The sequence below is a fragment of the Streptomyces sp. B15 genome, assembly GCF_018070605.1.
GTDB classification, from domain to species: Bacteria; Actinomycetota; Actinomycetes; order Streptomycetales; family Streptomycetaceae; genus Streptomyces; species Streptomyces smyrnaeus.
The window spans coordinates 55,300-78,570 of the sequence record NZ_JAGPXJ010000014.1 but is presented as its reverse complement, the minus strand read 5'-3'; the positions used below and the strand labels follow the sequence as shown (position 1 = coordinate 78,570).

Genomic DNA, 23,271 nt, shown 5'->3' with positions numbered 1-23,271 from the left:
GCAAGTTCAATTTTCCCGGTGACCCGCCAACCTTGAGGGACGGCCACCGCTTATTGGGGGTCCCCCCGACCGAAGGCCGGGGGAGGAACAGGTCTCGATATGTGGTCGGCGGCGCTGCCGGCCGGAGGGAATGCGATGGGACGCACACTCGCGGAGAAGGTCTGGGACGACCATGTCGTCAGGCGTGTGGAAGGCGAGCCGGACCTTCTCTTCATCGATCTGCACCTGCTCCACGAGGTGACCAGCCCGCAGGCGTTCGACGGACTCCGCAAGGCGGGACGGTCCGTGCGGCGCACGGACCTGACCATCGCGACCGAGGACCACAACACCCCCACCCTCGACATCGACAAGCCGATCGCCGACCCGGTCTCCCGCACCCAGTTGGAGACCCTGCGCAAGAACTGCGCGGATTTCGGGGTGCGCCTGCACCCGCTGGGCGATGTCGAACAGGGCGTCGTACACGTCGTCGGGCCGCAGCTGGGGCTGACCCAGCCGGGTATGACGGTGGTCTGCGGTGACAGCCACACCTCCACCCATGGCGCGTTCGGCGCGCTGGCCTTCGGTATCGGCACCTCCCAGGTGGAGCATGTGCTCGCCACCCAGACGCTGCCGATGGCACCGTTCAAGACGATGGCGGTCACCGTGAACGGTGAGCTGCCCGAGGACGTCACCGCCAAGGATCTGATTCTCGCCATCATCACCAAGATCGGCACCGGCGGCGGTCAGGGCTATGTGATCGAGTACCGCGGCGAGGCCATCGAGAAGCTGTCGATGGAAGCCCGCATGACGATCTGCAACATGTCCATCGAGGCGGGCGCCCGGGCCGGGATGATCGCCCCGGACGAGACCACCTTCGACTACGTCCAGGGCCGCGAGCACGCCCCCAAGGGCGCGGACTGGGACGAGGCCGTCGCCTACTGGAAGACGCTGCGCACCGACGAGGACGCCGTCTTCGACCACGAGGTCGTCATCGAGGCGGCCGAGCTGGCGCCGTTCGTCACCTGGGGCACCAACCCGGGCCAGGGTGCTCCGCTGTCGCACGCGGTGCCCGACCCGGCCTCCTTCGAGGACGCCAGCGCGCGGTACGCGGCCGAGAAGGCCCTGGACTACATGGGGCTGAGTGCCGGTCAGCCGCTGCGCGAGGTCGCCGTCGACACCGTCTTCGTCGGTTCGTGCACCAACGGCCGTATCGAGGACCTGCGTTCGGCCGCCGCGGTGCTGGACGGCCGCAAGGTGGCCGACAGCGTGCGGATGCTGGTCGTGCCCGGTTCCGTACGGGTCGCGCTGCAGGCCGTGGAGGAGGGGCTCGACAAGGTGTTCACCGCGGCGGGCGCCGAATGGCGGCACGCCGGCTGCTCGATGTGCCTGGGGATGAACCCCGACCAGCTCCAGCCGGGTGAGCGCGCCGCCTCCACCTCCAACCGCAACTTCGAGGGCCGGCAGGGCAAGGGCGGCCGCACCCATCTGGTCTCGCCGCAGGTGGCGGCCGCGACGGCGGTACTGGGCCACCTGGCCTCGCCCGCCGATCTCGCGGACGTCCGCGAGCCGGCTGTGGCCTGACGGGACGACGGACCCAGGAAGCTGAAGGGATACGAAGACATGGAAGCCTTCATCACACACACCGGCCGGGCCGTCCCGCTGCGCCGCAGCAACGTCGACACCGACCAGATCATCCCCGCCCACTGGCTCAAGAAGGTCACCCGCGACGGCTTCGAGGACGGACTGTTCGAGGCGTGGCGCAAGGACCCGGAGTTCGTGCTCAACCAGGCGGCGCACCAGGGTGCGACGGTGCTGGTCGCAGGACCGGACTTCGGTACCGGCTCCTCGCGTGAACACGCCGTCTGGGCGCTCCAGAACTACGGCTTCAAGGCCGTCATCTCCTCGCGGTTCGCCGACATCTTCCGGGGCAACTCGCTCAAGAACGGCCTGCTCACGGTGGTGCTGCCGCAGGAGACGGTGGAAGCGCTCTGGCAGCTGGCGGAGACCGATCCGGCCACCGAGATCACCGTGGACCTGGTGCAGCGCAAGGTTGTGGCGCCCGGTGTCGAGGCGGACTTCGAACTGGATGAGAACGCCCGTTGGCGGTTGCTGGAGGGGCTGGACGACATCAGCCTCACCCTGAAGAACGAGGACGCCATCGCGGAATTCGAGAAGACCCGGGCCTCCTTCAAACCGCGCACGCTGGCCGCGTGAGGGCCTGAGCAGCAGCGTCGCGCCTCAGCTCGGAGCCGCCCGGCGACACTCCCGAGCACGCCACCGCGCCCCCGCCACACCCGGCGGGGGCGCGGTGCTTTTGGTGTGTCGCAGTGGTGCTGTTGTTGCGGCACGTGTGCGCACACGCGTGCGCTGACGAATGACGTGAATTAGTCTTGACGTCGGCTCCTGTCGCACTAAGGCATAGTGCTCTTCGCGACTCGCCCGCACGACTCGCCGGGAGGTGTCAACAAAGGCTCTGCCCAGCGGAGTTGGTGCCCACACCTGGCACGTCCCCGCCCTACGCTGACCCGCTGGAAGCGACAACTCACCCCAGATGGCACAATCACCGCATGGAACGCGACGGTCAACTGGAGCTCTACGACCGACTCGCCGCCCGACTCAAGGAAGCGCACTCCCGGGTGCGCTCCCCGCAAATTTCGCAGAGCGCACGGGTGCCGCTGGCCCGGAAGCTGCTCGTCATCACCGCGGCTTCCAAACACGATCTCGCCGACGCCGAACGGCGTCTGGAGCGCCTGATGGCCGACGTCGACGAGGGGCGATTCAGCGCGGGGCGAGGGGACGTGTGCGCGGACGGAACTCCGTGACGGGCGAGTTCGTTGCGGCACAAGGGTGATTCGCCCGTTTCGTGTTTGATTTGCGGTATATATCTGCCTAACGTGCGAAAAAGCTGAACACATTCGTTCCGGCAATGTCTCCGAAGGGGAAGACGTGAACAAGGCGCAGCTCGTTGAAGCTATCCAAGATGACCTCGGTGGACGCCAGCAGGCCGCGGATGCGGTCGATGTAGTCCTGGACGCGATCGTTCGTGCGGTCGTCGCCGGTGAGCGTGTTTCGGTCACCGGCTTCGGCTCTTTCGAGAAGGTCGACCGACCGGCCCGTTACGCCCGCAACCCGCAGACCGGTGAGCGGGTCCGCGTGAAGAAGACCTCCGTGCCGCGCTTCCGCGCCGGTGCGGGCTTCAAGGACCTGGTGAGCGGGGCGAAGAAGCTCCCCAAGAACGATGTCGCGGTCAAGAAGGCCCCCAAGGGCAGCCTCTCCGGTGGCACCGCCACCAAGAAGGCCACGGCCAAGAAGGCGGGTGCCAAGAAGGCCACGGCCAAGAAGACCACGGCCAAGAAGGCGGCGCCGGCGAAGAAGACCACCGCGAAGAAGGCACCGGCGAAGAAGGCTCCGGCGAAGACCACCACCGCCAAGAAGAGCACTGCCAAGAAGGCACCGGCCAAGACCACCACCACCGCCAAGAAGGCGCCGGCGCGCAAGAGCACCGCCAAGAAGGCACCCGCGCGCAAGACGGCGGCCCGCAAGACCACCGCGAAGAAGACCACGTCGCGACGGCGGTGAGCCCGCGTATCGCGGCACGCCCGCATGCGACCCCCACCCCGCACCCCGCACCCGGGGTCGGCGGGTGAAACGATCCCTCCCCTGGTGGCGGCGCGCCGTCACCCGCGGGCGGGGCACCTTCCGGCCGCACGCCGGGAGCGGACCGAACGCGGCTGCAGGCCGCGACGCCAGCGCCGGGCCGGGCTCCCTCGGGGGAGCCCGGCCCGCGGCGTGTCTGCACGGGGCCCTTGCCGTACGCGGGCGGCCGGGCGGCGGCCCCGGCCCCGGCCGTCAGCGCCGAGCGCGGCCCCTCACAGCGTCTGCAGGGTCACCAGGGTGATGCGGCGGGCTTCGCCCTGACCCTCCACCTCGATACGGACCCGCTGGCCGGGCCGCAGCAGGCGGAGCCCGCCCGCGTCGAAGGCGGAGGACTCGAAGGAAAGCGGGGTGCCGTCGTCCAGCAGAACGCTGCCGGACCGGGACGCCGGGTCGTAGGTGTACGCCGTGGCCTGCATACCGGCAGCCTAACGGCCCGGCCCCGGGAGGGACCCGGCGAGAAGTGCCGAGGTGAAACCGCCGACACCCAGCGTGAGGGCCGCTCGCAGATCCTCGGGTGTATCCACGTCCTGCCGCACGCTGGACACCTCGGCCACCGGGAGTTCCACCGCCCCGGACGCCCGGTGCCGGGCCCGGGAGGGGCCGCCGAAAGCGGGGGAGAGCTTCGCCCGCGGGAGGGCCGTCAGCACAGTTGTACCGATTTCCGCGGCGTCGGGAAGAAAAGCGCGGGAAAAACCGGAAGCCGTATTCAGTACCCGTTCCAATTCCGATGGCCGCAGGGCCGGCAGATCGGCGTTGAGGGCGGCGACCGCCGTACCGGGCTCCGCGGCACGCGCCGCAGCCGCCCCGTGCGCCAGCGCCGCGTTGAGCCCGTCGCCCGGCAGATCGGGCACCGGGCGGGCCCCCAGCGCGCGCAGTTCGCCGGCGGCCAGCGCATCGTCCGTGACAACCACCACACCGCGCACCACCCGGCACTCCAGCGCCGCGCGCACCGTGTCCTGTGCGAACGCCAGCGCGAGCTCGGGCAGCGGAGCGTACGCGGCGGCGCCCGCCAGTCGGCTCTTGGCCCGCGAGAGAGGCTTCAGCGGCACCACGAGAGTCCACGTCACGGGCGTCACATGTGGCTGCATCGGCCCCATTCTCGCCTGCTGCCCGAGCGGGGCGACGGGGGCGGGGTTACCGTGTGCCCCACAGTCGGGCACGGACAGTGTGCTCGACAGTGAGGCAGTCCGCGGCGACACTTGTGCGGTTGTCGATTCGCCCTCAGAGGAAGGGCCCCACAAGGAGCCCCCTAAGGAGATGGTGTCCGGGTGTCCCGCCAAACCGTATCCGCCCCGGGAGCAACCCCAGGACCCTCGGCCGGAAAAGCCGAGCAGAAGGGGGCGCGCAATGCCGGGGAGTGACGGTAAACGCAGGAAGATCGGCTTCTGGTACCGCTTTGCGGCGTTCCTGCTGAAACCCCCGCTGATCCTGCTCTTCAAGCGGGACTGGCGCGGAATGGAGCACATTCCGCAGGACGGCGGCTTTATCACCGTCGTCAACCACAACTCGTATCTCGACCCGCTCTCCTACGCCCACTTCCAGTACAACACCGGCCGCGTCCCGCGGTTCCTGGCGAAGGTGGGGCTGTTCAAGGGCGGCTTCGTGGGCGCCGCGATGCGCGGCACCGGGCAGATTCCGGTCTACCGCGAGTCCGCCGACGCGGTGGGCGCCTTCCGGGCCGCCGTGGAGGCCATCGAGAAGGGCGAGTGCGTCGCTTTCTACCCCGAGGGCACCCTCACCCGCGACCCGCAGATGTGGCCGATGACCGGCAAGACGGGAGCCGCCCGGGTCGCCCTGCTGACCAGGGCGCCGGTCATTCCCGTCGCGCAGTGGGGGGCCAACCTCGCGATGCCGCCGTACGCCAAGGAGAAGAAGCTGCGGCTCTTCCCGCGCAAGACGTTCATCGTGCAGGCGGGGCCGCCGTTGGACCTGTCGGCGTACTACGACCGGGAGCCCACCGCCGAGGTGCTCCGCGAGGTCACCGACGTCATGATGGACGCCGTCACCGAACAGCTCGCGGCCGTCCGTGGCGAGCCCGTGCCCGCAGAGCGGTACGACATGCGCAAGGCGGCGGTCCGCAGGCGCGAGCAGCGGGCCACCCGGGAGAACCCGGCTCGGCGGCGCGGGGTGGACGAACAGCACGAGCCGGCCGGTCAGGCACCGGCCGCGGCCGAAGCGGCAGAGGGAGAGAAGAACGCGTGAGCCGGCACGACGGGCGGCAGGACGATCGGCAGGAAGAACGCCGGAGGAAGGCCGCCGTGTTCGGCACCGGCTCCTGGGGCACCGCCTTCGCGATGGTGCTCGCCGAGGCCGGGGTGGAGGTGACCTTGTGGGGCCGCCGGGCCGAGGTCGTCGAGGCGATCAACACCACACGGCGCAACCCGGGATACCACCCCGACATCGAACTCCCCGCCCGGGTGCGGGCCACCACCGACCCCGCCGACGCGGCCCGCGACGCGGAGTTCACGGTGCTGTCCGTCCCCTCCCAGACGCTGCGCGGCAACCTGGAGTCCTGGCGCGGGCTGCTGCACCCCGGCACGGTGCTCGTCTCCCTGATGAAGGGGATCGAACTCGGCACCGCCAAGCGGATGAGCGAGGTCATCGAGGAGGTCGCCGGCGTCCCCGCCGAGCGGGTCGCCGTCCTCACCGGGCCCAACCTCGCCCGCGAGATCGCCGCCCGGCAGCCTGCGGCGGCCGTCGCCGCCTGCGCGGACGAGGAGGCGGCCCGCGCGCTGCAGAGCGCCTGCCACACCCCGTACTTCCGGCCCTACACCAGCACCGACGTGGTCGGCTGCGAACTGGGCGGCGCCGTCAAGAACGTCATCGCGCTCGCCGTGGGCATCGCCGACGGCATGGGGTTGGGCGACAACTCCAAGGCGTCGCTGATCACCCGGGGCCTGGCCGAGACCACCCGGCTCGGTCTCGCCATGGGGGCCGAGGCCCACACCTTCGCCGGTCTCGCCGGGATGGGCGACCTGGTGGCCACCTGCTCCTCGCCGCTGTCCCGGAACCACACCTTCGGCACCAACCTCGGCCGGGGCATGACCCTCCAGGAGACCATCGCGGTCACCGAGCAGACCGCGGAGGGCGTCAAATCCTGCCAGTCCGTGCTGGATCTGGCCCGGCGGCACGGGGTGGAGATGCCGATCACCGAGACCGTCGTGGAGATCGTCCACCAGGGCAAGCCGCCCCATGTGGCGCTCAAGGAGCTGATGTCCCGCAGCGCCAAGCCCGAACGGGCCTGAGGCCGCCGCCCGGCGGTCCGGGGCCGGCCCGGCCTCGGACGGGCCCGTGCGGCGCCCGCGCGCCACGGGGCGTCCCGCATCGGCAGCGCGGCTACGACGCGGTAAAGTCCCACCGATATGAGCAGCCAGAGCCCCGCCCCCAAGCCCCGAGTCGCCGTCGTCTTCGGCGGACGCAACTCAGAGCACCAGATCTCCGTCCTCACGGCCGGCGCGGTGCTCGGCGCCATCGACCGCGACAAGTACGAGGTGCTGCCCATCGGCATCACCGCGGAAGGGCGCTGGGCGCTGGCTGCCGATGACCCGGCCCGGATGGCCATCGAGGACCGCACACTCCCCACCGTCGAGCAGCTGTCCGAGTCGGACACCGGCGGCGTGCAGCTGCCCGTCTCGCCCGGCGACCGGGAGGTCGTGCACACCGAGCCGGGCCAGGTGCCCAAGGCGCTGGGCGAGATCGATGTCGTCTTCCCCGTGCTGCACGGCCCCTACGGCGAGGACGGCACCCTGCAGGGAATGCTGGAGCTGGCAGGGGTGCCCTACGTCGGCTCGGGCGTGCTCTCCTCGGCCGTCGGCATGGACAAGGAGTACATGAAGCGGATCTTCACCTCCTTCGGACTGCCGGTCGGCCCCTACGTCACCGTCCGGCCGCGGGAGTGGGAGAACGACCCGGCGGCGGCCCGTAAGAAGGTCGTCGACTTCGCCTCCGAGCACGGCTGGCCGGTCTTCATCAAGCCCGCACGTGCCGGCTCCTCCATGGGCATCACCAAGGTCGGCGACCTGGGCGGGCTGGACGAGGCGGTGGAGACCGCCCGGCGCCACGACCCGAAGATCATCGTGGAGTCGCTGCTGCGCGGGCGCGAGATCGAGTGCGGTGTCCTGGAGTTCGAGGACGGACCGCGCGCCAGTGTGCCCGCCGAGATCCCCCCGGTCAGCGACCACGACTTCTACGACTTCGAGGCCAAGTACATCGACTCGGCCTCCGGTATCGTCCCCGCTCCGCTGACCGAGGCCGAGACGGCGCGGGTGCGGCAGCTGGCGGTACAGGCCTTCGAGGCCGCCTCCTGCGAGGGGCTGGTGCGGGCCGACTTCTTCCTGTGCGAGAACGGCGAGTTCGTCATCAACGAGATCAACACGATGCCGGGCTTCACCCCCATCTCGATGTATCCCCGCATGTGGCAGGAGACCGGCGTCGGCTACCCGGAGCTGGTCGACCGCCTCATCCAGTCGGCCCTGCGCCGCTCCACGGGCCTGCGGTAGCAGCGGGCCGGAGGCTGCCGCAGGGTCCGGCAGCCGTCGTACCGGGCCGGGGGCGCCGTACGGGTCCGGACCTCCTCCGGCGGCCGGTGGGGCACGGGCGCCGGCTCAGTCCTTCCGCTGCTTCGGCACCGCGCTCTTGACCGCCCCGCTGAGGTCCGCGAGGGCCTCGACCTCCGGCTTGTAGTCGTCGGGTACGGTCAACTCGACGTAGGCGACGCGGTCGGTCGTCGTGAAGCGGTAGCCGCCGTCCTGCTTCTCCATCAGCCAGGAGACCTGGTTGACCTCCGCCGCGTCGGCGGTGGGGTTGTACTCTTCGTCACCGGGGGTGAGCTGGGCGGGCTCGGGCACGCCGCAGCGCAGCTCGATGGCCGGATCCCCCCAGACGGCGGTGTAGTCGGAGACGGGATCGGCCTCGCCGCGCGACTGGCCGTCGACCTGCTTCGGCAGCGCGTCGTGCAGCGACCGGCACACCTTCGCGGCCCCGCCGGAGGGACTGGGCGGCGTGGGTCCCGCGTCGCCGGTGACCGAACAGCCTGCCGTGACCAGCAGGGCCAGTACGGTCGGTACGCCCACCGCGGCAGCGGAGGCGGCAGGGACGGAACGAGGGGAAGCAGCCCGGCGTCGAATGCTCACCGGGCGAGCATACGGGGGGCCTAGAGATGGACGATGGGGCAGGTCAGAGTGCGGGTGATGCCCTCCACCTGCTGGACCTTGGCGACCACCATGCGACCGAGGTCGTCCATGGTCTCCGCGCGGGCACGCACGATCACATCGTACGGACCCGTTACATCCTCGGCCTGGATCACACCGGGGATCTTGGAGACGATCTCTGCGACGGTCGAAGCCTTGCCAACTTCGGTCTGAATCAAGACGTACGCCTGTACCACGGAACCTCCACGGGGGCTACGAGGATCATGCGGGGCGAGAGAGAAACGCCACCGTACCGCGTCCCCCCTGCCGCCGGGAGACCACAGGGCCGCCGGTATGGCGGCCGGGGGCATCGGGACCGGCGGGCGGCGAAGGACGCCACGGCGGCCGGGCCACGCATCGGACGGACACGCATCACGGGCGTGTGGACGACGCACGGGAGTGCACGATGAGCGAAGTGAGCGAAGGGGCAGCGCAATGCGGGATGTGAACGGCGGTACCGCGTCGGAACCCACGCAGCCCGCGATGGAGGCCCCCTACGGCCCCGCGCGGGGACGGACCAAGGGCACCGTGGGGGAACTGGGGGAGTTCGGCCTCATCCGGGAACTGACCTCCCGATTGACCACCACCCCAGCCGTCCGGATCGGTCCCGGCGACGACGCCGCGGTGGTGGCGGCCCCGGACCGGCGTGTCGTCGCCAGTACCGACATTCTCCTGGAGGGCCGGCACTTCAGGCGGGACTGGTCGACGGCGTACGACGTGGGGCGCAAGGCCGCGGCCCAGAATCTCGCCGACATCGCCGCCATGGGCGCCGTGCCCACCGCGCTGCTGCTCGGTCTGATCGTCCCCGCCGACCTGCCCGCCAACTGGCCCACGGAGCTGATGGACGGCATCCGGGACGAGGCACAGGTCGCCGCCTCCGCCGTGGTCGGCGGCGACGTGGTGCGCGGCGACAGCATCGCCGTCTCCATCACGGCACTGGGGGACCTGCGCAACCGCGAGCCGGTCACCCGCTCCGGCGCGGGCGCCGGCGACGTCGTGGCCGTCACCGGCTGGCTGGGCTGGTCGGCCGCCGGGCACGCGGTCCTCTCCCGCGGCTTCCGCTCGCCCCGCGCCTTCGTGGAGGCGCACCGCCGCCCCGAGCCCCCGTACCACGCCGGGCCCGCGGCCGCCGGACTGGGCGCCACCGCGATGACGGACGTCAGCGACGGACTGGTGGCCGACCTCGGGCACATCGCCGAGGCCAGCAAGGTGCGGATCGACATCCGCTCGGCCGACCTCGACATCCCCGCGCAGATGGCCGACATCGGGCAGGCCGTCGGCGTCGACCCGCTCCAGTGGGTGCTCACCGGGGGAGAGGACCACGCCATCGTCGCCACCTTCCCGCGCGATCAGAAGCTCCCGGCGCGCTGGCGCGTCATCGGCGAGGTGCAAGGGGCCTCCGCACGGCCGCGCGTCACCGTGGACGGTGCCCCCTGGTCGAAGGCGGGCGGCTGGGACCACTTCTCCGACGACGGGGAGCACTGAGTACCGTCGTCACCATGGACGATGAGAACTCCCGTGTCGGCGGGCCGCCACGCGTGCTGACCGTCGCCGGATCCGATTCCGGCGGCGGTGCGGGCATCCAGGCCGATCTGAAGACGATGCTCGCGCTCGGCACCCACGGCATGAGCGTGATCGCCGCCGTCACCGCCCAGAACTCGCTGGGCGTGCAGGGCTGTTGGGAGCTTCCGGTGGAGGCCGTACGCGCGCAGTACCGCAGCGTCGTGGACGACATCGGGGTGCAGGCCGTCAAGACGGGGATGCTCGCCTCGGCGCCGCTCGTGGAGACCGTCGCCGAACTGCTGGCCGGTACGGGGGCACCGGTGGTCGTCGACCCGGTGGGGGTCTCCAAGCACGGGGATCCGCTGCTGGCCGCCGACGCCGTGGACTCGCTGCGCGGCAAGCTGCTGCCGGTCGCCACCGTCGTCACTCCCAACCTGGACGAGGTCGCCCAGCTGACGGGTGTCCGGGTCACCGACGAGAGCGGGCTGCGCGAGGCAGCGGCCGCCGTGCTGGCCCACGGCCCGCGCTGGGCCCTGATCAAGGGCGGGCATCTGCCCGGCGAGGCCGTCGATCTGCTCACCGACGGCACCGAGGAGCACTGGCTGCGCGCTCCGCGCCACGACAACCGGCACACGCACGGCACGGGCTGCACGCTGGCCAGCGCGCTCGCCTCGTATCTGGCCAAGGGGCTGCCGGTGCCGCAGGCCGCACGGGCCGCGAAGGAGTACACGACGGGAGCCATAGCGGCGGGCTTCCCGCTGGGCGCGGGACTGGGCCCGGTGGATCACGGATGGCGGTCGGGCGAGCGGGACTGAGCTGCGGGGTACGCCGGAGCGCACGGGGTACCACGCAGCGGACAAAGTCGGAGCGCCCGGAATCGGAGCACACAAAAACCGGCCCGCGTGCTGCGGGCCGGTTCTGCGTTCGGCTCTCGGCGTGAGCCGCGCTGCGTTACGTCGAGGACGTCAGCGCGACACCTTGCCGGCCTTGATGCACGAGGTGCAGGCGTTGAGGCGCTTCGGCGTCCCGCCGACCACGGCACGCACGCGCTGGATGTTCGGGTTCCAGCGACGGCGGGTGCGGCGGTGCGAGTGGGAGATGTTGTTGCCGAACTCCGGCCCCTTGCCGCAGACGTCGCAGTTCGCAGCCACGGGTCACTCCAAAGACTTCAGATGCACGTACGGTGAATCCCGGCGACGCAGGACCAGATGACCGGCTGTCCCAGGGAGATCGTTGCCTACCGGACCGAAACATCCGGATCAGGCAACCGGAGCAGCATACAACGGACGGTCTCGAACAGCGAAACCAAGGCCCTCGTCCCGGTCCCGACCTGGGATTCCGCCCGGGACCCCACTAGCCTTCCCGCAACGCAGCCGCCCCGGCCGTCCCACCGGTCGCAGCCTTCTGGAGGAGGTCCCGCAGGTGCCGCCACCGCTCGACACCGCCGCGGTACGACGCTGGTGCGCCCTCGGCCTGGAGTCGCTGCGCGCCTGCTGTGCGCACATGGACGCCATCAACGTCTTCCCGGTCGCCGACGGAGATACCGGCACCAATCTGTGCCTCACCTTCGAGGCGGCGGTCGCCGCCCTCCCGTCCGGGGACGCGGCAGCCGGGGACACGGCAGCCGAGGAAGCGACAGCCGCTGAAGTGCTGCGGGTGATGGCGCGGGCCGCGCTGCTGGGCGCCAGGGGCAACTCCGGCACCATCCTCGCCGAGTATCTGCGCGGCATGGCGCAGGGCCTCGCGGACGGCACGGAGAGCGGCGGGGACGGCCAGGCGCTGGCCCGGGCGCTGCGCTGCGGGGCGAGTGCCGCGTACGCCGCTGTCGCGCACCCCGTCGAGGGCACGATGCTGACGGTGGCCGCCGCCGCAGCCGACGCCGCCGAGGCCGGCGGCGACCCCGCGGCGGCGGCGCACGAGGCGCTGGCCGCGACTCCCGGCAGACTGGCGGCCCTGGCCCGGGCCGGTGTGGTGGACGCGGGCGGGCTGGGCCTGACCGCGCTGCTGACGGCGCTGTGGGCGGCGCTGGGCCAGCCGGTCCCGGAGGAGCCGGCGACCGGTGCGGCAGTCGGGGCGAGCGTCACCGGGTGCCCCGTGCCCGCCCCCGCCCCGGGCGCGGCAGCCCCTCCTGCCGACGGGTCGCCGCAGACGCCCTTCCCCCCTCAGTTCGAGGTGATGTACCTCCTGGAGGCGGAGGACCCGAAGGCAGTCGGCGCGCTCCGGGCGCGGCTCGACCCGCTCGGCGACTCCCTGGTCATCGGCGGTGGCGAGGGGCTGTGGAGCGTGCACGTCCACGTGGCCGACGCCGGAGCCGCCGTCGAGGCGGGCCTGGCGGCGGGCCGTCCGTACCGCATCCGCATCACCCACCTGCCGGCGGACGACCACGGCACCGAGGAAGGCACCGAGGCCGGCACCGAGGAACGCTCGCGGGACGGTTCCGGAGACGGCACGGGCGGCGGCTCGGCAAGGGGAGCCCAGAGCGGTGTTCGCGAAGAGGCGGTGGAGCCGACGGCGCCCGGACCGGCCGGTCGGGGGCGGGCCGTCGTCGCCGTCGTACCGGGGGAGGGGCTGGCCGCGCTGTGCCGACAGGCGGGCGCCGGCGTGCTGCAGGTGTCCGAGGCCACCCGCGGGGACGCGCTGGTCGCGGCCGTGCGGGCGACGGGTGCCGCGGAGGTGGCGCTGCTGCCCAACGACACCGAGCTCCACCCGGTGGCGGCGCGCGCGGCCGACGCGGTACGCGCGGCGGGCATCAGATGCGCCGTGATCCCCACCCGCGCCGCCGTCCAGGGGCTCGCGGCGCTGGCCGTGCACCAGCCCGACCGCCGCTTCGACGAGGACGTCGTCACCATGACCTCGGCGGCCGGAGCCACCCGGTACGGCGAAGTGACCGTCGCGGAGCGGCAGTCGTGGACGACAGCGGGTGTCTGCCAGGCCGGGGACGTGCTCGGACTCGTGGAGGGCGATGTCGCCCTGATCGGCAACGAGACCGTGCGGGTCGCGACGGACGTGCTCGCCCGGATGCTGGCGGCCGGCGGCGAGCTGGTCACCCTCGTCCTGGGTGCGGACGCGCCCGAGGGGCTGGCCGCGGCCCTGGAGCACCATGTGCGCAGCTGCCATCTCGCCGTCGACACGGTCGTCTACGAGGGACGGCAGCAGGAGGCGCAGCTGCTCATCGGCGTCGAATGACGACCGCGTGGAGCGGCATCCGGGACCCATCGGCCGATCGGACCGGCCTCTCCTGGCGAGTGACACGGGCACTGTCACACGTGTCCGGCAGGATGGGACCGTGCCCTCGACTGAAACCACGCGAAGCGAACCCCTCCAGGAGCCGCTGAAGGCGCTGCTCGGCGGAAACACCGCGAAGGTGATGTCCGAGCACCTCGGGCTGCGTACGGTCGGCGATCTGCTGCACCACTACCCGCGCCGGTACGCCGAGCGCGGCGAGTTGACGCGGCTGGCCGAGCTGCCGCTGGACGAGCACGTCACCGTCGTCGCCCGGGTCCACGACGCGCGCGTGCACAAGTTCAACCGGGGCAAGGGCCAGCGCCTGGAGGTCACGCTCACCGACGGCAGCGGGCGGCTCCAGATCGTCTTCTTCGGCCGCTCGGTCCACTTCCACCAGCGGCAACTGCTGCCCGGCAAGCGCGGCATGTTCGCCGGCAAGGTGGGAGTCTTCAACCGCAAGCTCCAGCTGTCCCACCCGGACTACAAGCTCTTGGACGAGGACAGCGACCAGCAGGCCGTCGAACAGTTCGCCGGGGCGCTGCTGCCGCTGTACCCGGCGTGCAAGCAGCTCTCGTCCTGGAGCATCGAGCAGTCGGTCGGCATGGTGCTCAACGCGCTGCAGGCCACCGACTGGCGCGGGCTGACCGATCCGCTGCCGGACGCGCTGCGCGAGCAGCGCGGACTCGTCGACCTCCCCGAGGCGTTCGAGAAGATCCACCGGCCACGCAGCAAGGCGGACATCGCCGAGGCCCGCGACCGGCTCAAGTGGGACGAGGCATTCGTCCTGCAGGTCGCCCTCGCCCGGCGGCGGGCCAAGGAGACGGAACTGCCCGCGGTGCCGCGCCGCCCGGTCTCCGGCGGACTGCTGGACGCGTTCGACGCGCGACTGCCGTTCACCCTCACCGAGGGGCAGCGGGAGGTCAGTCGGGAGATCTTCGCCGACCTGGCCACCGAGCACCCCATGCACCGGCTCCTGCAGGGCGAGGTGGGATCCGGCAAGACGATGGTGGCACTGCGGGCCATGCTCGCCACCGTCGACGCGGGCGGGCAGGCGGCGATGCTCGCCCCCACCGAGGTGCTGGCACAGCAGCACCACCGGTCCATCACGGAGATGATGGGAGAACTGGCGGAGGGCGGGATGCTGGGCGGCGCCGAGCAGGGCACCAAAGTGGTGCTGCTGACCGGTTCGATGGGCGCGGCGGCCCGCCGTCGCGCGCTGCTGGACCTGGCGACGGGCGAGGCGGGCATCGTCGTGGGGACCCACGCGCTGATCGAGGACAAGGTCACCTTCCACGACCTGGGCCTGGTCGTGGTGGACGAGCAGCACCGCTTCGGCGTCGAGCAGCGCGACGCGCTGCGCTCCAAGGGCAAGCAACCCCCGCACCTGCTGGTGATGACGGCGACGCCCATTCCCCGGACCGTCGCCATGACGGTCTTCGGCGACCTGGAGACCTCCGTACTCGACCAACTGCCCGCCGGACGCTCCCCGATCGCCACCCACGTCGTGCCCGTCCGGGACAAGCCGCACTTCCTCGCCCGGGCCTGGGAGCGGGTGCGCGAGGAGACCGAGGCGGGGCACCAGACGTATGTGGTCTGCCCGCGGATCGGCGATCTCGACGACGAGCCGGGAGGGCCGGCCAAGGGCGCGGGCGGGAGGCGGCGGCCCGCCGAGAACCCCGAGAACCCCGAGAACGCCGAGGAGACCGAGGAGGCGGCCGGCCTTCTGGCGGAAGCCCCCGACGAGGGGGCCGACAGCGAGGAGAAGCGCCCGCCGCTGGCCGTCCTGGACATCGCCGAGCAGCTGGCGTCCGGCCCGCTCGCCGGTCTGCGGGTGGAGCCCCTGCACGGGAGGATGCAGCCGGAGGGGAAGGACGAGGTGATGCGGCGGTTCGCCGCGGGCGAGGTCGATGTGCTGGTGGCCACCACGGTCATCGAGGTCGGTGTGAACGTGCCCAACGCGACCGGCATGGTGATCATGGATGCGGACCGCTTCGGCGTCTCGCAGCTGCACCAGTTGCGCGGCCGCGTCGGCCGGGGCTCGGCACCGGGCCTGTGCCTGCTGGTGACGGACATGCCGCAGGAGAGCCCCGCGCGGGCCCGGCTGGAGGCGGTCGCCGCCACGCTGGACGGCTTCGAGTTGTCCCGTATCGACCTCGAACAGCGCCGGGAGGGCGATGTGCTGGGCCAGGCGCAGTCCGGGGTGCGGTCCTCGCTGCGGATGCTCGCCGTCATCGAGGACGAGGAGGTCATCGCCGAGGCCCGGGACGAGGCCACGGCCCTGGTCGCCGCCGACCCGGAGCTGGAGCAGCACCCCGAGTTGCGCACGGCGCTGGACGCCCTGCTGGACGAGGAGCGCGAGGAGTACCTCGACAAGGGCTGAGGGGGCTGTTGCGGACAACGGCTGATCCGGGCCCCCACCGACCCCGCCCTTGCATGGGATCCTGATGTCCGAGCACCCACCCCACACAGAGGATCCGCACCCATGACCCGCGTCATCGCCGGAGCCGCAGGCGGGCGACGGCTGGCCGTTCCGCCGGGCACCGGTACCCGCCCCACCTCCGACCGGGCCCGCGAGGGCCTGTTCTCCAGCTGGGAGTCCCAGTTGGGGGGCGCCGCCGGCTGGCAGGGCCTGCGTGTGCTGGACCTGTACGCCGGCTCCGGCGCCGTCGGACTGGAGGCGCTGTCGAGGGGCGCGGCCCGCACGCTTCTCGTCGAGACGGATCCGCGTGCCGTGCGCACCATCAAGGAGAACGTGCGCGCCGTCGGCCTGTCCGGTGCCGAGGTGCGCTCGGGCAAGGCCTCCCAGATCCTCGCGGGGGAGCCGCCCGAGCACCCGTTCGACCTTGTCTTTCTCGATCCTCCGTATGCGGTCACCGACGACGAACTGCGGGAGACACTCCTCACACTCCGTGCGAAGGACTGGCTGGCACCCGGTGCCTTGGCCACCGTGGAGCGCAGCACCAGGGGCGGTGATTTCCGCTGGCCGGAGGGTTTCGAGGGGCTCAGATCCCGTCGCTACGGCGAGGGAACGCTTTGGTACGGTCGCGCCGCCGCGCGGGAAGTTACTCCCGCGTCATGCTGAGATCACCTGAGGTGGGGCCCGGTGCCCGCCGTGAGGAGAGCGAGGAAGTGCCAGTGCGCCGCGCAGTCTGCCCGGGGTCCTTCGACCCCATCACCAATGGCCACCTCGACATCATCGACCGTGCCTCCCGGCTGTACGACACGGTGTACGTCGCCGTGATGATCAACAAGTCCAAGAAGGGCCTCTTCACGGTCGACGAGCGCATCGACCTGATCCGCGAGGTGACCGAGGACTTCGGGAACGTCCAGGTGGAGGCGTTCCACGGGCTGTTGGTCGACTTCTGCAAGGACCGCGACATCCCGGCCATCGTCAAGGGGCTGCGCGCCGTCAGCGACTTCGACTACGAGTTGCAAATGGCACAGATGAACAACGGCCTCTCCGGCGTCGAGACGCTGTTCGTCCCGACCAACCCCACCTACAGCTTCCTGTCCTCCAGTCTGGTCAAGGAGGTCGCCACCTGGGGCGGCGACGTCTCCCACCTGGTGCCCGAAGCCGTCGACCGCGCACTGGCCGAACGTCTCACAACGCCCTGACCTGCCCGGATTCGTCGGCTTCCGGGAAGGAGTAACGGGCCCGCGCCCACGGGCCGTACAGTCACCTGCGTGGACGTACAGCAGAAACTCGACGAGATCGTGGCGACCGTCGACGGCGCCCGCTCGATGCCCATGTCCGCCTCCTGCGTGGTCAACCGGTCCGAGCTGCTCGCCATGCTCGAGGAAGTGCGCCAGGCCCTGCCCGGATCGCTCGCCGAGGCGCGCGAGGTGATCGGCGGTCGCGAGCAGGTCGTGGCCGAGGCCCACCAGGAGGCGCAACGCATCATCGAGGCGGCCCAGGCAGAGCGCGCCGCACTGGTGTCCGGCACCGAAGTGGCCCGGCGTGCCCAGGAGGAGGCCGACCGCATCCTCGCCGAGGCCCGCCGGGAGGCGGGCGAGATCCGGGTCGAGGCGGACGACTACGTCGACAGCAAGCTGGCCAACTTCGAGGCGGTGCTCTCCAAGACCATCGGCTCCATCGAGCGGGGTCGGGAGAAGCTGCTGGGCAGCGGGCCCGGTGCCGAGGAGTGGCACGAGGAGTACGCCCACGAGGCCCCCGAGCGCACGGGTGACCCGCGGGAGCTGCAGCGCCGCGCCGACAGCTATGTCGAGGCCCGGCTCGGCTCCGTCTCGGCGGTGCTCGCCAAGACGCTGGAGGCCGTGGGGCGGGGCCGCCTCAAGCTGCGCGGCCAGGAGCCGATCGACGAGCTGGCGGCCCATATGGCGGCGCAGGACGGCGCCGAGGGCTACACGGCGCACACCAGCGACGCGGACTATCTCGCCGGGCTCGCGCACACCGAGCCGACCGCACAGGCACCGCACGGGGAGCAGCTGCCCCAGCCGCCCGCCCAGCCGCCGCACGTCCCCCCGCAGCCGCAGAGCCAGCCGGTCGCCGCCGACCCCTACTACGGTCAGCAGCAGATGCCCTACGACGGCGGTCAGCAGCAGCACGATCCGTACGCGTACGCCCAGGCCCAGCAGCAGGCGCAGCAGGAGGCCTACTACGCGCAGCAGCAGCACGACCCGTACGGCTACGGTCAGCAGCAGGACGCGTACTACCAGCAGCAGCACCAGCAGCACTACCAGACGCAGCAACAGCATCAGCAACAGTCGCACGCGCAGCTGGACGAGACCAGCCTCTTCGACACCAGCATGATCGACATCGACCAGCTCAGGGCGTACGAGCAGCGGCACGGTCAGGGCGGCTGAGCAGCAGGGCCGGGCCCGGTGTCACCCGGTGCGGGTGTCACCCGGGCGCGGATTGGGTCATGGGGGAGCCGTCAAGTATCCTGTCTCTTCGGCCGTGAGTACGTGCGGCCCCAGCCCCACCCGTAGAAAGCAGGAAGCCCTGAACGCCCCCCTCGACCACCGCGCTCCTCTCGTGTTCGACACACGCGAGCTGGGGCGGCGTCCTGGTGCGATGAAGCGGCTCTCCCGCGAGGTGGAGTCCCCCGGTGACCTCGGTATCGAATTCATCAAGGTTCCCGACGGGGCGACGATCGAGCTGGACCTCCGTCTGGAGTCGGTCATGGAGGGGGTACTCGTCACGGGTACCGCCCGTGCGCCGTTGACGGGGGAGTGCGTAAGGTGTCTGGAGCCGCTCGACCAGCGAGTCGAAGCGGACTTCCAGGAGATGTTCTCCTACCCCGACGCCGACGACCGGGGCCGCCCTGTGGCGGAGCCCGGCGACGACGAGGAGGCCGAGGACACACTCTTCCTCGAGGGCGACCTGTTCGACCTCGAACCCGTGCTGCGGGACGCGGTGGTGCTCGCACTGCCGCTGCAGCCGGTGTGCCGCGAGGACTGCCCCGGCCTGTGCCCCGAATGCGGGGCCAAGCTGGCGGACGACCCCGACCACGGGCACGAAGACGCCGTCGACATCAGGTGGGCGGCACTGCAGGGACTCGCCGAGACCATGACGGACGGCGAGAAGGAAAACGAGCCCCGCGCCGACGGGGATGACTCACAGGAGAAGTAGCCGTGGCTGTTCCGAAGCGGAAGATGTCGCGCAGCAACACGCGCCACCGCCGGTCGCAGTGGAAGGCTGCGGTCCCCACCCTGGTGAAGTGCGAGCGTTGCCGCGAGCCGAAGCAGCAGCACATCGCGTGCCCGAGCTGCGGCACCTACAACAAGCGCCAGGTCCTCGAGGTCTGATCGGCGGGTGACAGGCTTCATGTCCAACGCCGGCACTCCTCAGAACCCCGCTCCCGGGAAGGGAGGAGATTCTGCGGAGCTGGTGGACGCGGCCTCGTCCCACGCGATTCTGGAAGGGCGGCTCGGTTACCGACTGGAGTCCGCCCTTCTGGTGCGTGCACTGACGCACCGCAGCTACGCGTACGAGAACGGCGGTTTGCCCACCAACGAGCGCTTGGAGTTCCTCGGTGACTCGGTCCTCGGACTCGTCGTCACCGACACTCTCTACCGCATGCATCCGGACCTTCCGGAGGGCCAGCTCGCCAAGCTGCGGGCGGCGGTGGTCAACTCGCGTGCCCTCGCGGGTGTGGCCCGAGGTCTCGACCTGGGCGCCTTCATCCGCCTCGGCAGGGGCGAGGAGGGCACCGGCGGCCGGGACAAGGCGTCGATCCTCGCCGACACGCTGGAAGCGGTCATCGGGGCCGTCTACCTCGACCAGGGCCTGGAAGCCGCCTCCGAACTGGTGCACCGTCTGTTCGACCCGCTCATCGAGCGCTCCTCCAACCTCGGCGCCGGTCTCGACTGGAAGACGAGCCTTCAGGAGCTGACGGCCGCGGAAGGGCTCGGCGTCCCGGAATACCTGGTCTCCGAGACGGGTCCCGACCACGAGAAGACCTTCACGGCTGCTGCCCGCGTCGGTGGTGTCGCGTACGGCACCGGCACAGGACGCAGCAAGAAGGAGGCGGAGCAGCAGGCCGCCGAGACCGCCTGGCGCGCCATCTCCGCCCGCAGCGAGGCCGCGGCGGACAGCGTCCAGGCCGACAAGAGCGCGCTGACCGGGAAGGGCGCCGAGGCTGACAAGGGGGCACCGGCCGAGAAGAGTGGTGCCGCGGGGCCGTCCGCGCCGGACGCCCAGTCCAGCGAGCCCGCCGGGGCCGGCGAGGGCACCACGGCGTCCCGCTGACCCCACCCGCACCCCACCCGCACCCGCATCGGCCGCCCCCTCCCGGGGGCGGCCGTGGTGCTGGCGGCCCCGAGCAGGCGGGGCCCTGTCCCATGAGGAGTCCCGTGCCCGAACTGCCGGAAGTCGAGGTCGTCCGCCGCGGACTGGAACGCTGGGCCGGTGGCCGCACCATCGCGGCCGCCGAGGTGCTCCATCCCCGCGCCATCCGCCGGCACGCGGCCGGACCGCTGGACTTCGCCGCGCGGCTGGGGGGCCGGCGCATCGGGGCCGCCCGGCGCCGCGGCAAATATCTGTGGCTGCCCGTTGAGGACGGCTCCCATGCCCTCCTGGCCCACCTCGGCATGAGCGGCCAGCTCCTGATACAGCCCTCCGGCATCCCCGACGAGCGGCATCTGCGCGTGAGGTTCACCTTCGAGGACACGGACGGCGGTGAGCTGCGCTTCGTCGACCAGCGCACCTTCGGCGGGCTCTCGCTCCACCCGGCCGCCGAGGACGGGCTGCCCGATGTGATCGCGCATATCGCCCGCGACCCGCTCGACCCCGCCTTCGACGAGGCGGCCTTCCACGCGGCCCTCCGCCGCCGCCGTACGACGATCAAGCGCGCCCTGCTGGACCAGTCGCTGATCAGCGGCGTGGGCAACATCTACGCCGACGAGGCGCTGTGGCGCTCCCGGCTGCACTACGACCGCCCCACGGCCACCTTGACCAGGGCGCGGACCACCGAGCTGGTCGGCCATGTGCGGGACGTGATGACCGCCGCGCTGGCCCAGGGCGGCACCAGCTTCGACAGCCTCTATGTGAACGTCAACGGCGAGTCCGGCTACTTCGAACGCTCGCTCGACGCCTATGGGCGCGAGGACGAGCCGTGCCGCCGCTGCGGCACCCCGATGCGCCGCAGCCCGTGGATGAACCGCTCCAGCTACTTCTGCCCCCGCTGCCAGCGCGCTCCCCGTCAGCGGTGAAGCCGAACGCTCCGGTTGCGGTCGGCCTCAGAAGCCGAAGTTCTGCGTCCACCAGGGGCCGCCCTCGGCGAAGTGCGCGCCGACGCCCAGCGTCCGGTAGTCGCAGTTGAGGATGTTGGCCCGATGGCCCGGGCTGCGCATCCACGAGTCCATGACCGAGCGCGCGTTGGCCTGGCCGCGCGCTATGTTCTCGCCACCCAGATCGTCTATGCCCGCGGCCTCGGCGCGGTCCCAGGGGCTCTTGCCGTCGGGGGAGGTGTGCGAGAAGAAGCCGCGCCGCGCCATGTCCTCGCTGTAGTTGCCGGCCAGTGTGGCGAGCCGGTCGTCCGCCTTGAGTGGTCGGCAGCCCGCCTTGGCGCGCTCCTGGTTGACCAGGGCGAGGACCTCGCTCTCGGCGGCGGACTCCTGGGCGCCGGCCGCGGTGCCGCCGCCACCGGCCCGGTCCGGCTCCGGCCGGCGATCGTCGCCCGAGCGGGAGCCGCGCTTGTCGTCCTGGGAGGCCTCGGGGGTCCTCGACGGCTGCTCGGAAGGGGTGGTCCTCGGCTTCTTCTCGGGGCGCGAGGTCTGCTGCGAGGGGGTCGCCCGGGGGTCGCCGCCCTTCCGGCCCTCCTCGGGGGCGGTGGTGGAGGTCCGGTCGGAGGGGGTGGCGGATATCGGCGGAGAGGCGGGATCGCCGGTGCCGTCGGCCTGTACCCGGCCGTCCCGCGGACCGCCGAGCCCGCCCGGCGCCGGTATCAGACCCGAGGCGACGGCCACGGTCCCCATCGCGAGTGCGGCGGAGGCTCCCAGCAGTCCGGTCCGTACGGGGGTGGCCGCGCGTCTGCGGTGCCTGCTCGCGTGGTGCCGGGGCCCGGACTGCCGTTCGAAGGGCTCCGGCGCGGCGGCGGGAGTGGGGTTAGCGCGTCGATGGCGGCCCATCTGTGCTGTCCTCACATTGCTCGGCGATACGGCGTGACTCTTCCGTCCCCCTTCACGCCCGGGTGTGAGCGAGGTGTGAAGAGAGTTGCCGGGCAATGTACGGCATCCCCACGGGGCCTGATGTGCCCGCTCGGGAATTGTCCGGATACCGTGCACCCCATGGCTGCCATCAACCCGACCGACAGTACGGACGGAACGCCGCGTGAACAGCTGGGAGAACAACTGGGTGAACAGTTGTCCGAGCAGCTTGATCCGGTGCGCCCCGAGGAGCCCGCGCGGCTGACCGCCTGGGTCCGCGGCGAGGTGCAGGGCGTCGGCTTCCGCTGGTTCACCCGCGCGGCGGCGCTGCGGATCGGCCGGCTCGTCGGCTTCGCGCTCAACCTCGGTGACGGCCGGGTCCAGATCGTGGCGGAGGGCACCCGTGCCGACTGCGAGCAGTTGCTCGAGTGGCTGCGGGGCGGTGACACGCCCGGACACGTGGACGGCGTCACGGAGATCTGGGACACACCCAGAGGGGGGTATCGCGGCTTCGCGATCCGGTGATCCACAACGGTTGCCATTCGCGCCGTACCGTGCAAAGCTGCCGCAACGAGTGAGCGCTGTGGATCTTTCAGCCACCCCCGCGGACAGCCGTCTCCGGCGTCGGACGCCGTCGAGCCGAGGCAGGTCCGGGGGAGCGACGTGTGATCGTGTTGACCGTCAAACCATTTGGTGAGATCCTGAAACCCCGCGCACCTGAGTTGTTTGATCCAGCGAACCTTTAGCAAAAGTCCAGAGCAGACCCTCAACGGTGCGAATCCCTCACGACCCACCAAACCCACGGTCGGTCACTCAGTGTGGAGGACCATCCATCATGGCAAAGGCGCTTCTCGGTCACGTCGGCGGCTACGACCCCCGGGTGCTCGCCGAGATGCGACGGCTGCAGCAGCGTGTCCAGGACCTGGAATCCGAACTCGTACGGATGCAGGCCGAGAACGACGCTCTGTCCGCCGCCGCTCGGCACCGCGACCCGGTGTTCGAAGACATCGATGTGAAAACGGCCGAGCCTGCGCTGACCTGATCCGCGCCCGCCGGGCAGGACGGGCTGAGCAGGACAGCCGTACTCAGAAATCTCAAGGGACGCTTC

At 71.3% G+C, this 23,271-nt stretch carries 26 protein-coding genes; 20 read left to right on the top strand and 6 right to left on the bottom strand.

The window, feature by feature from the left end; translation table 11 throughout:
• The first annotated feature begins 135 nt into the window (after positions 1-135).
• The 4 genes from leuC to KBY19_RS09550 all read left to right on the top strand — a co-directional run bounded on the left by leuC (position 136) and on the right by KBY19_RS09550 (position 3,558).
• The gene (gene leuC, locus KBY19_RS09565) at positions 136-1,560 is read left to right on the top strand and encodes a 3-isopropylmalate dehydratase large subunit (RefSeq protein ID WP_099886810.1); all 1,425 of its coding nucleotides are present in this window, start codon (positions 136-138) and stop codon (positions 1,558-1,560) included.
• Between the two features lie 39 nt (positions 1,561-1,599).
• Positions 1,600-2,193 (top strand): 3-isopropylmalate dehydratase small subunit, encoded by a 594-nt coding sequence (gene leuD, locus KBY19_RS09560; protein WP_099884560.1) that lies wholly within the window; start codon positions 1,600-1,602, stop codon positions 2,191-2,193.
• A gap of 353 nt (positions 2,194-2,546) precedes the next feature.
• Entirely contained in the window at positions 2,547-2,801 is a 255-nt protein-coding gene (locus tag KBY19_RS09555) for a hypothetical protein (protein WP_185018228.1), read from the top strand.
• Between the two features lie 124 nt (positions 2,802-2,925).
• Positions 2,926-3,558: an HU family DNA-binding protein gene (locus KBY19_RS09550; protein ID WP_099884562.1), complete on the top strand. Its 633-nt coding sequence runs from the start codon at positions 2,926-2,928 to the stop codon at positions 3,556-3,558.
• Positions 3,559-3,848: 290 nt separating this feature from the next.
• Here KBY19_RS09550 and KBY19_RS09545 read toward each other — a convergent pair whose 3' ends face one another.
• On the bottom strand, positions 3,849-4,052 hold the full coding sequence (locus KBY19_RS09545; protein WP_099884563.1) for a hypothetical protein: 204 nt from the start codon (positions 4,050-4,052) through the stop codon (positions 3,849-3,851).
• Positions 4,053-4,061: 9 nt separating this feature from the next.
• On the bottom strand, positions 4,062-4,703 hold the full coding sequence (cofC, locus tag KBY19_RS09540; protein ID WP_099884565.1) for a 2-phospho-L-lactate guanylyltransferase: 642 nt from the start codon (positions 4,701-4,703) through the stop codon (positions 4,062-4,064).
• Positions 4,704-4,983: 280 nt separating this feature from the next.
• Between cofC and KBY19_RS09535 the strand changes: the two genes are divergently transcribed.
• The 3 genes from KBY19_RS09535 (at position 4,984) to KBY19_RS09525 (ending at position 8,135) form a co-directional block, all read left to right on the top strand.
• Complete coding sequence (locus KBY19_RS09535; RefSeq protein WP_099884567.1) at positions 4,984-5,838, top strand: 1-acyl-sn-glycerol-3-phosphate acyltransferase; 855 nt, start codon at positions 4,984-4,986, stop codon at positions 5,836-5,838.
• Positions 5,835-6,881, top strand: coding sequence for an NAD(P)H-dependent glycerol-3-phosphate dehydrogenase (locus tag KBY19_RS09530; protein WP_210965587.1), 1,047 nt, complete (start codon positions 5,835-5,837; stop codon positions 6,879-6,881). The genes KBY19_RS09535 and KBY19_RS09530 overlap by 4 nt, the downstream gene beginning before the upstream one ends.
• Before the next feature lie 117 nt (positions 6,882-6,998).
• Entirely contained in the window at positions 6,999-8,135 is a 1,137-nt protein-coding gene (locus tag KBY19_RS09525) for a D-alanine--D-alanine ligase family protein (protein ID WP_099884570.1), read from the top strand.
• 105 nt (positions 8,136-8,240) lie between these two features.
• On the opposite strand, the gene KBY19_RS09520 is transcribed toward KBY19_RS09525, so the two are convergent.
• Together KBY19_RS09520 and KBY19_RS09515 are read right to left on the bottom strand one after the other, a co-directional pair.
• Complete coding sequence (locus KBY19_RS09520; protein WP_307843480.1) at positions 8,241-8,762, bottom strand: DUF3515 domain-containing protein; 522 nt, start codon at positions 8,760-8,762, stop codon at positions 8,241-8,243.
• 26 nt (positions 8,763-8,788) lie between these two features.
• Positions 8,789-9,022, bottom strand: coding sequence for an Lrp/AsnC family transcriptional regulator (locus KBY19_RS09515; protein ID WP_019355801.1), 234 nt, complete (start codon positions 9,020-9,022; stop codon positions 8,789-8,791).
• 286 nt (positions 9,023-9,308) lie between these two features.
• Here KBY19_RS09515 and KBY19_RS09510 point away from each other — a divergent pair, with 286 nt between their 5' ends.
• Positions 9,309-10,310 (top strand): thiamine-phosphate kinase, encoded by a 1,002-nt coding sequence (locus KBY19_RS09510; protein ID WP_099886811.1) that lies wholly within the window; start codon positions 9,309-9,311, stop codon positions 10,308-10,310.
• Between the two features lie 14 nt (positions 10,311-10,324).
• Positions 10,325-11,143 carry a bifunctional hydroxymethylpyrimidine kinase/phosphomethylpyrimidine kinase gene (thiD, locus tag KBY19_RS09505; protein WP_210956246.1) on the top strand — a complete coding sequence of 273 codons (819 nt, stop codon included), beginning with the start codon at positions 10,325-10,327 and terminating at the stop codon, positions 11,141-11,143.
• Positions 11,144-11,293: 150 nt separating this feature from the next.
• On the opposite strand, the gene rpmB is transcribed toward thiD, so the two are convergent.
• Positions 11,294-11,479: a 50S ribosomal protein L28 gene (gene rpmB, locus KBY19_RS09500; protein ID WP_016470082.1), complete on the bottom strand. Its 186-nt coding sequence runs from the start codon at positions 11,477-11,479 to the stop codon at positions 11,294-11,296.
• A gap of 271 nt (positions 11,480-11,750) precedes the next feature.
• Between rpmB and KBY19_RS09495 the strand changes: the two genes are divergently transcribed.
• The 9 genes from KBY19_RS09495 (at position 11,751) to mutM (ending at position 21,227) form a co-directional block, all read left to right on the top strand.
• Positions 11,751-13,514, top strand: a complete 1,764-nt coding sequence (locus KBY19_RS09495; RefSeq protein WP_210965586.1) for a DAK2 domain-containing protein — start codon at positions 11,751-11,753, stop codon at positions 13,512-13,514.
• 100 nt (positions 13,515-13,614) lie between these two features.
• Entirely contained in the window at positions 13,615-15,933 is a 2,319-nt protein-coding gene (recG, locus tag KBY19_RS09490; protein WP_210965585.1) for an ATP-dependent DNA helicase RecG, read from the top strand.
• Between the two features lie 102 nt (positions 15,934-16,035).
• Positions 16,036-16,635: a 16S rRNA (guanine(966)-N(2))-methyltransferase RsmD gene (gene rsmD, locus KBY19_RS09485; RefSeq protein ID WP_099884576.1), complete on the top strand. Its 600-nt coding sequence runs from the start codon at positions 16,036-16,038 to the stop codon at positions 16,633-16,635.
• A 53-nt stretch (positions 16,636-16,688) separates the two neighbouring features.
• Positions 16,689-17,168, top strand: coding sequence for a pantetheine-phosphate adenylyltransferase (gene coaD, locus KBY19_RS09480; RefSeq protein ID WP_180289954.1), 480 nt, complete (start codon positions 16,689-16,691; stop codon positions 17,166-17,168).
• 69 nt (positions 17,169-17,237) lie between these two features.
• Complete coding sequence (locus tag KBY19_RS09475) at positions 17,238-18,377, top strand: cell division initiation protein (protein ID WP_210965584.1); 1,140 nt, start codon at positions 17,238-17,240, stop codon at positions 18,375-18,377.
• 172 nt (positions 18,378-18,549) lie between these two features.
• On the top strand, positions 18,550-19,146 hold the full coding sequence (locus KBY19_RS09470) for a DUF177 domain-containing protein (RefSeq protein ID WP_180289771.1): 597 nt from the start codon (positions 18,550-18,552) through the stop codon (positions 19,144-19,146).
• Positions 19,147-19,148: 2 nt separating this feature from the next.
• Complete coding sequence (gene rpmF / locus KBY19_RS09465; protein ID WP_016470089.1) at positions 19,149-19,322, top strand: 50S ribosomal protein L32; 174 nt, start codon at positions 19,149-19,151, stop codon at positions 19,320-19,322.
• Between the two features lie 19 nt (positions 19,323-19,341).
• Positions 19,342-20,265, top strand: a complete 924-nt coding sequence (rnc, locus tag KBY19_RS09460; protein ID WP_099886813.1) for a ribonuclease III — start codon at positions 19,342-19,344, stop codon at positions 20,263-20,265.
• A 104-nt stretch (positions 20,266-20,369) separates the two neighbouring features.
• On the top strand, positions 20,370-21,227 hold the full coding sequence (gene mutM, locus KBY19_RS09455; RefSeq protein WP_099884583.1) for a bifunctional DNA-formamidopyrimidine glycosylase/DNA-(apurinic or apyrimidinic site) lyase: 858 nt from the start codon (positions 20,370-20,372) through the stop codon (positions 21,225-21,227).
• Positions 21,228-21,254: 27 nt separating this feature from the next.
• Here the strand turns inward: mutM and KBY19_RS09450 are convergent, their stop codons facing one another.
• Entirely contained in the window at positions 21,255-22,145 is an 891-nt protein-coding gene (locus KBY19_RS09450) for a CAP domain-containing protein (RefSeq protein ID WP_185018235.1), read from the bottom strand.
• Positions 22,146-22,400: 255 nt separating this feature from the next.
• On the opposite strand from KBY19_RS09450, the gene KBY19_RS09445 reads away from it, so the two are divergent.
• Positions 22,401-22,688, top strand: a complete 288-nt coding sequence (locus KBY19_RS09445) for an acylphosphatase (RefSeq protein WP_099886814.1) — start codon at positions 22,401-22,403, stop codon at positions 22,686-22,688.
• 310 nt (positions 22,689-22,998) lie between these two features.
• On the top strand, positions 22,999-23,205 hold the full coding sequence (locus KBY19_RS09440; RefSeq protein ID WP_099884585.1) for a hypothetical protein: 207 nt from the start codon (positions 22,999-23,001) through the stop codon (positions 23,203-23,205).
• Positions 23,206-23,271: the final 66 nt, after the last annotated feature.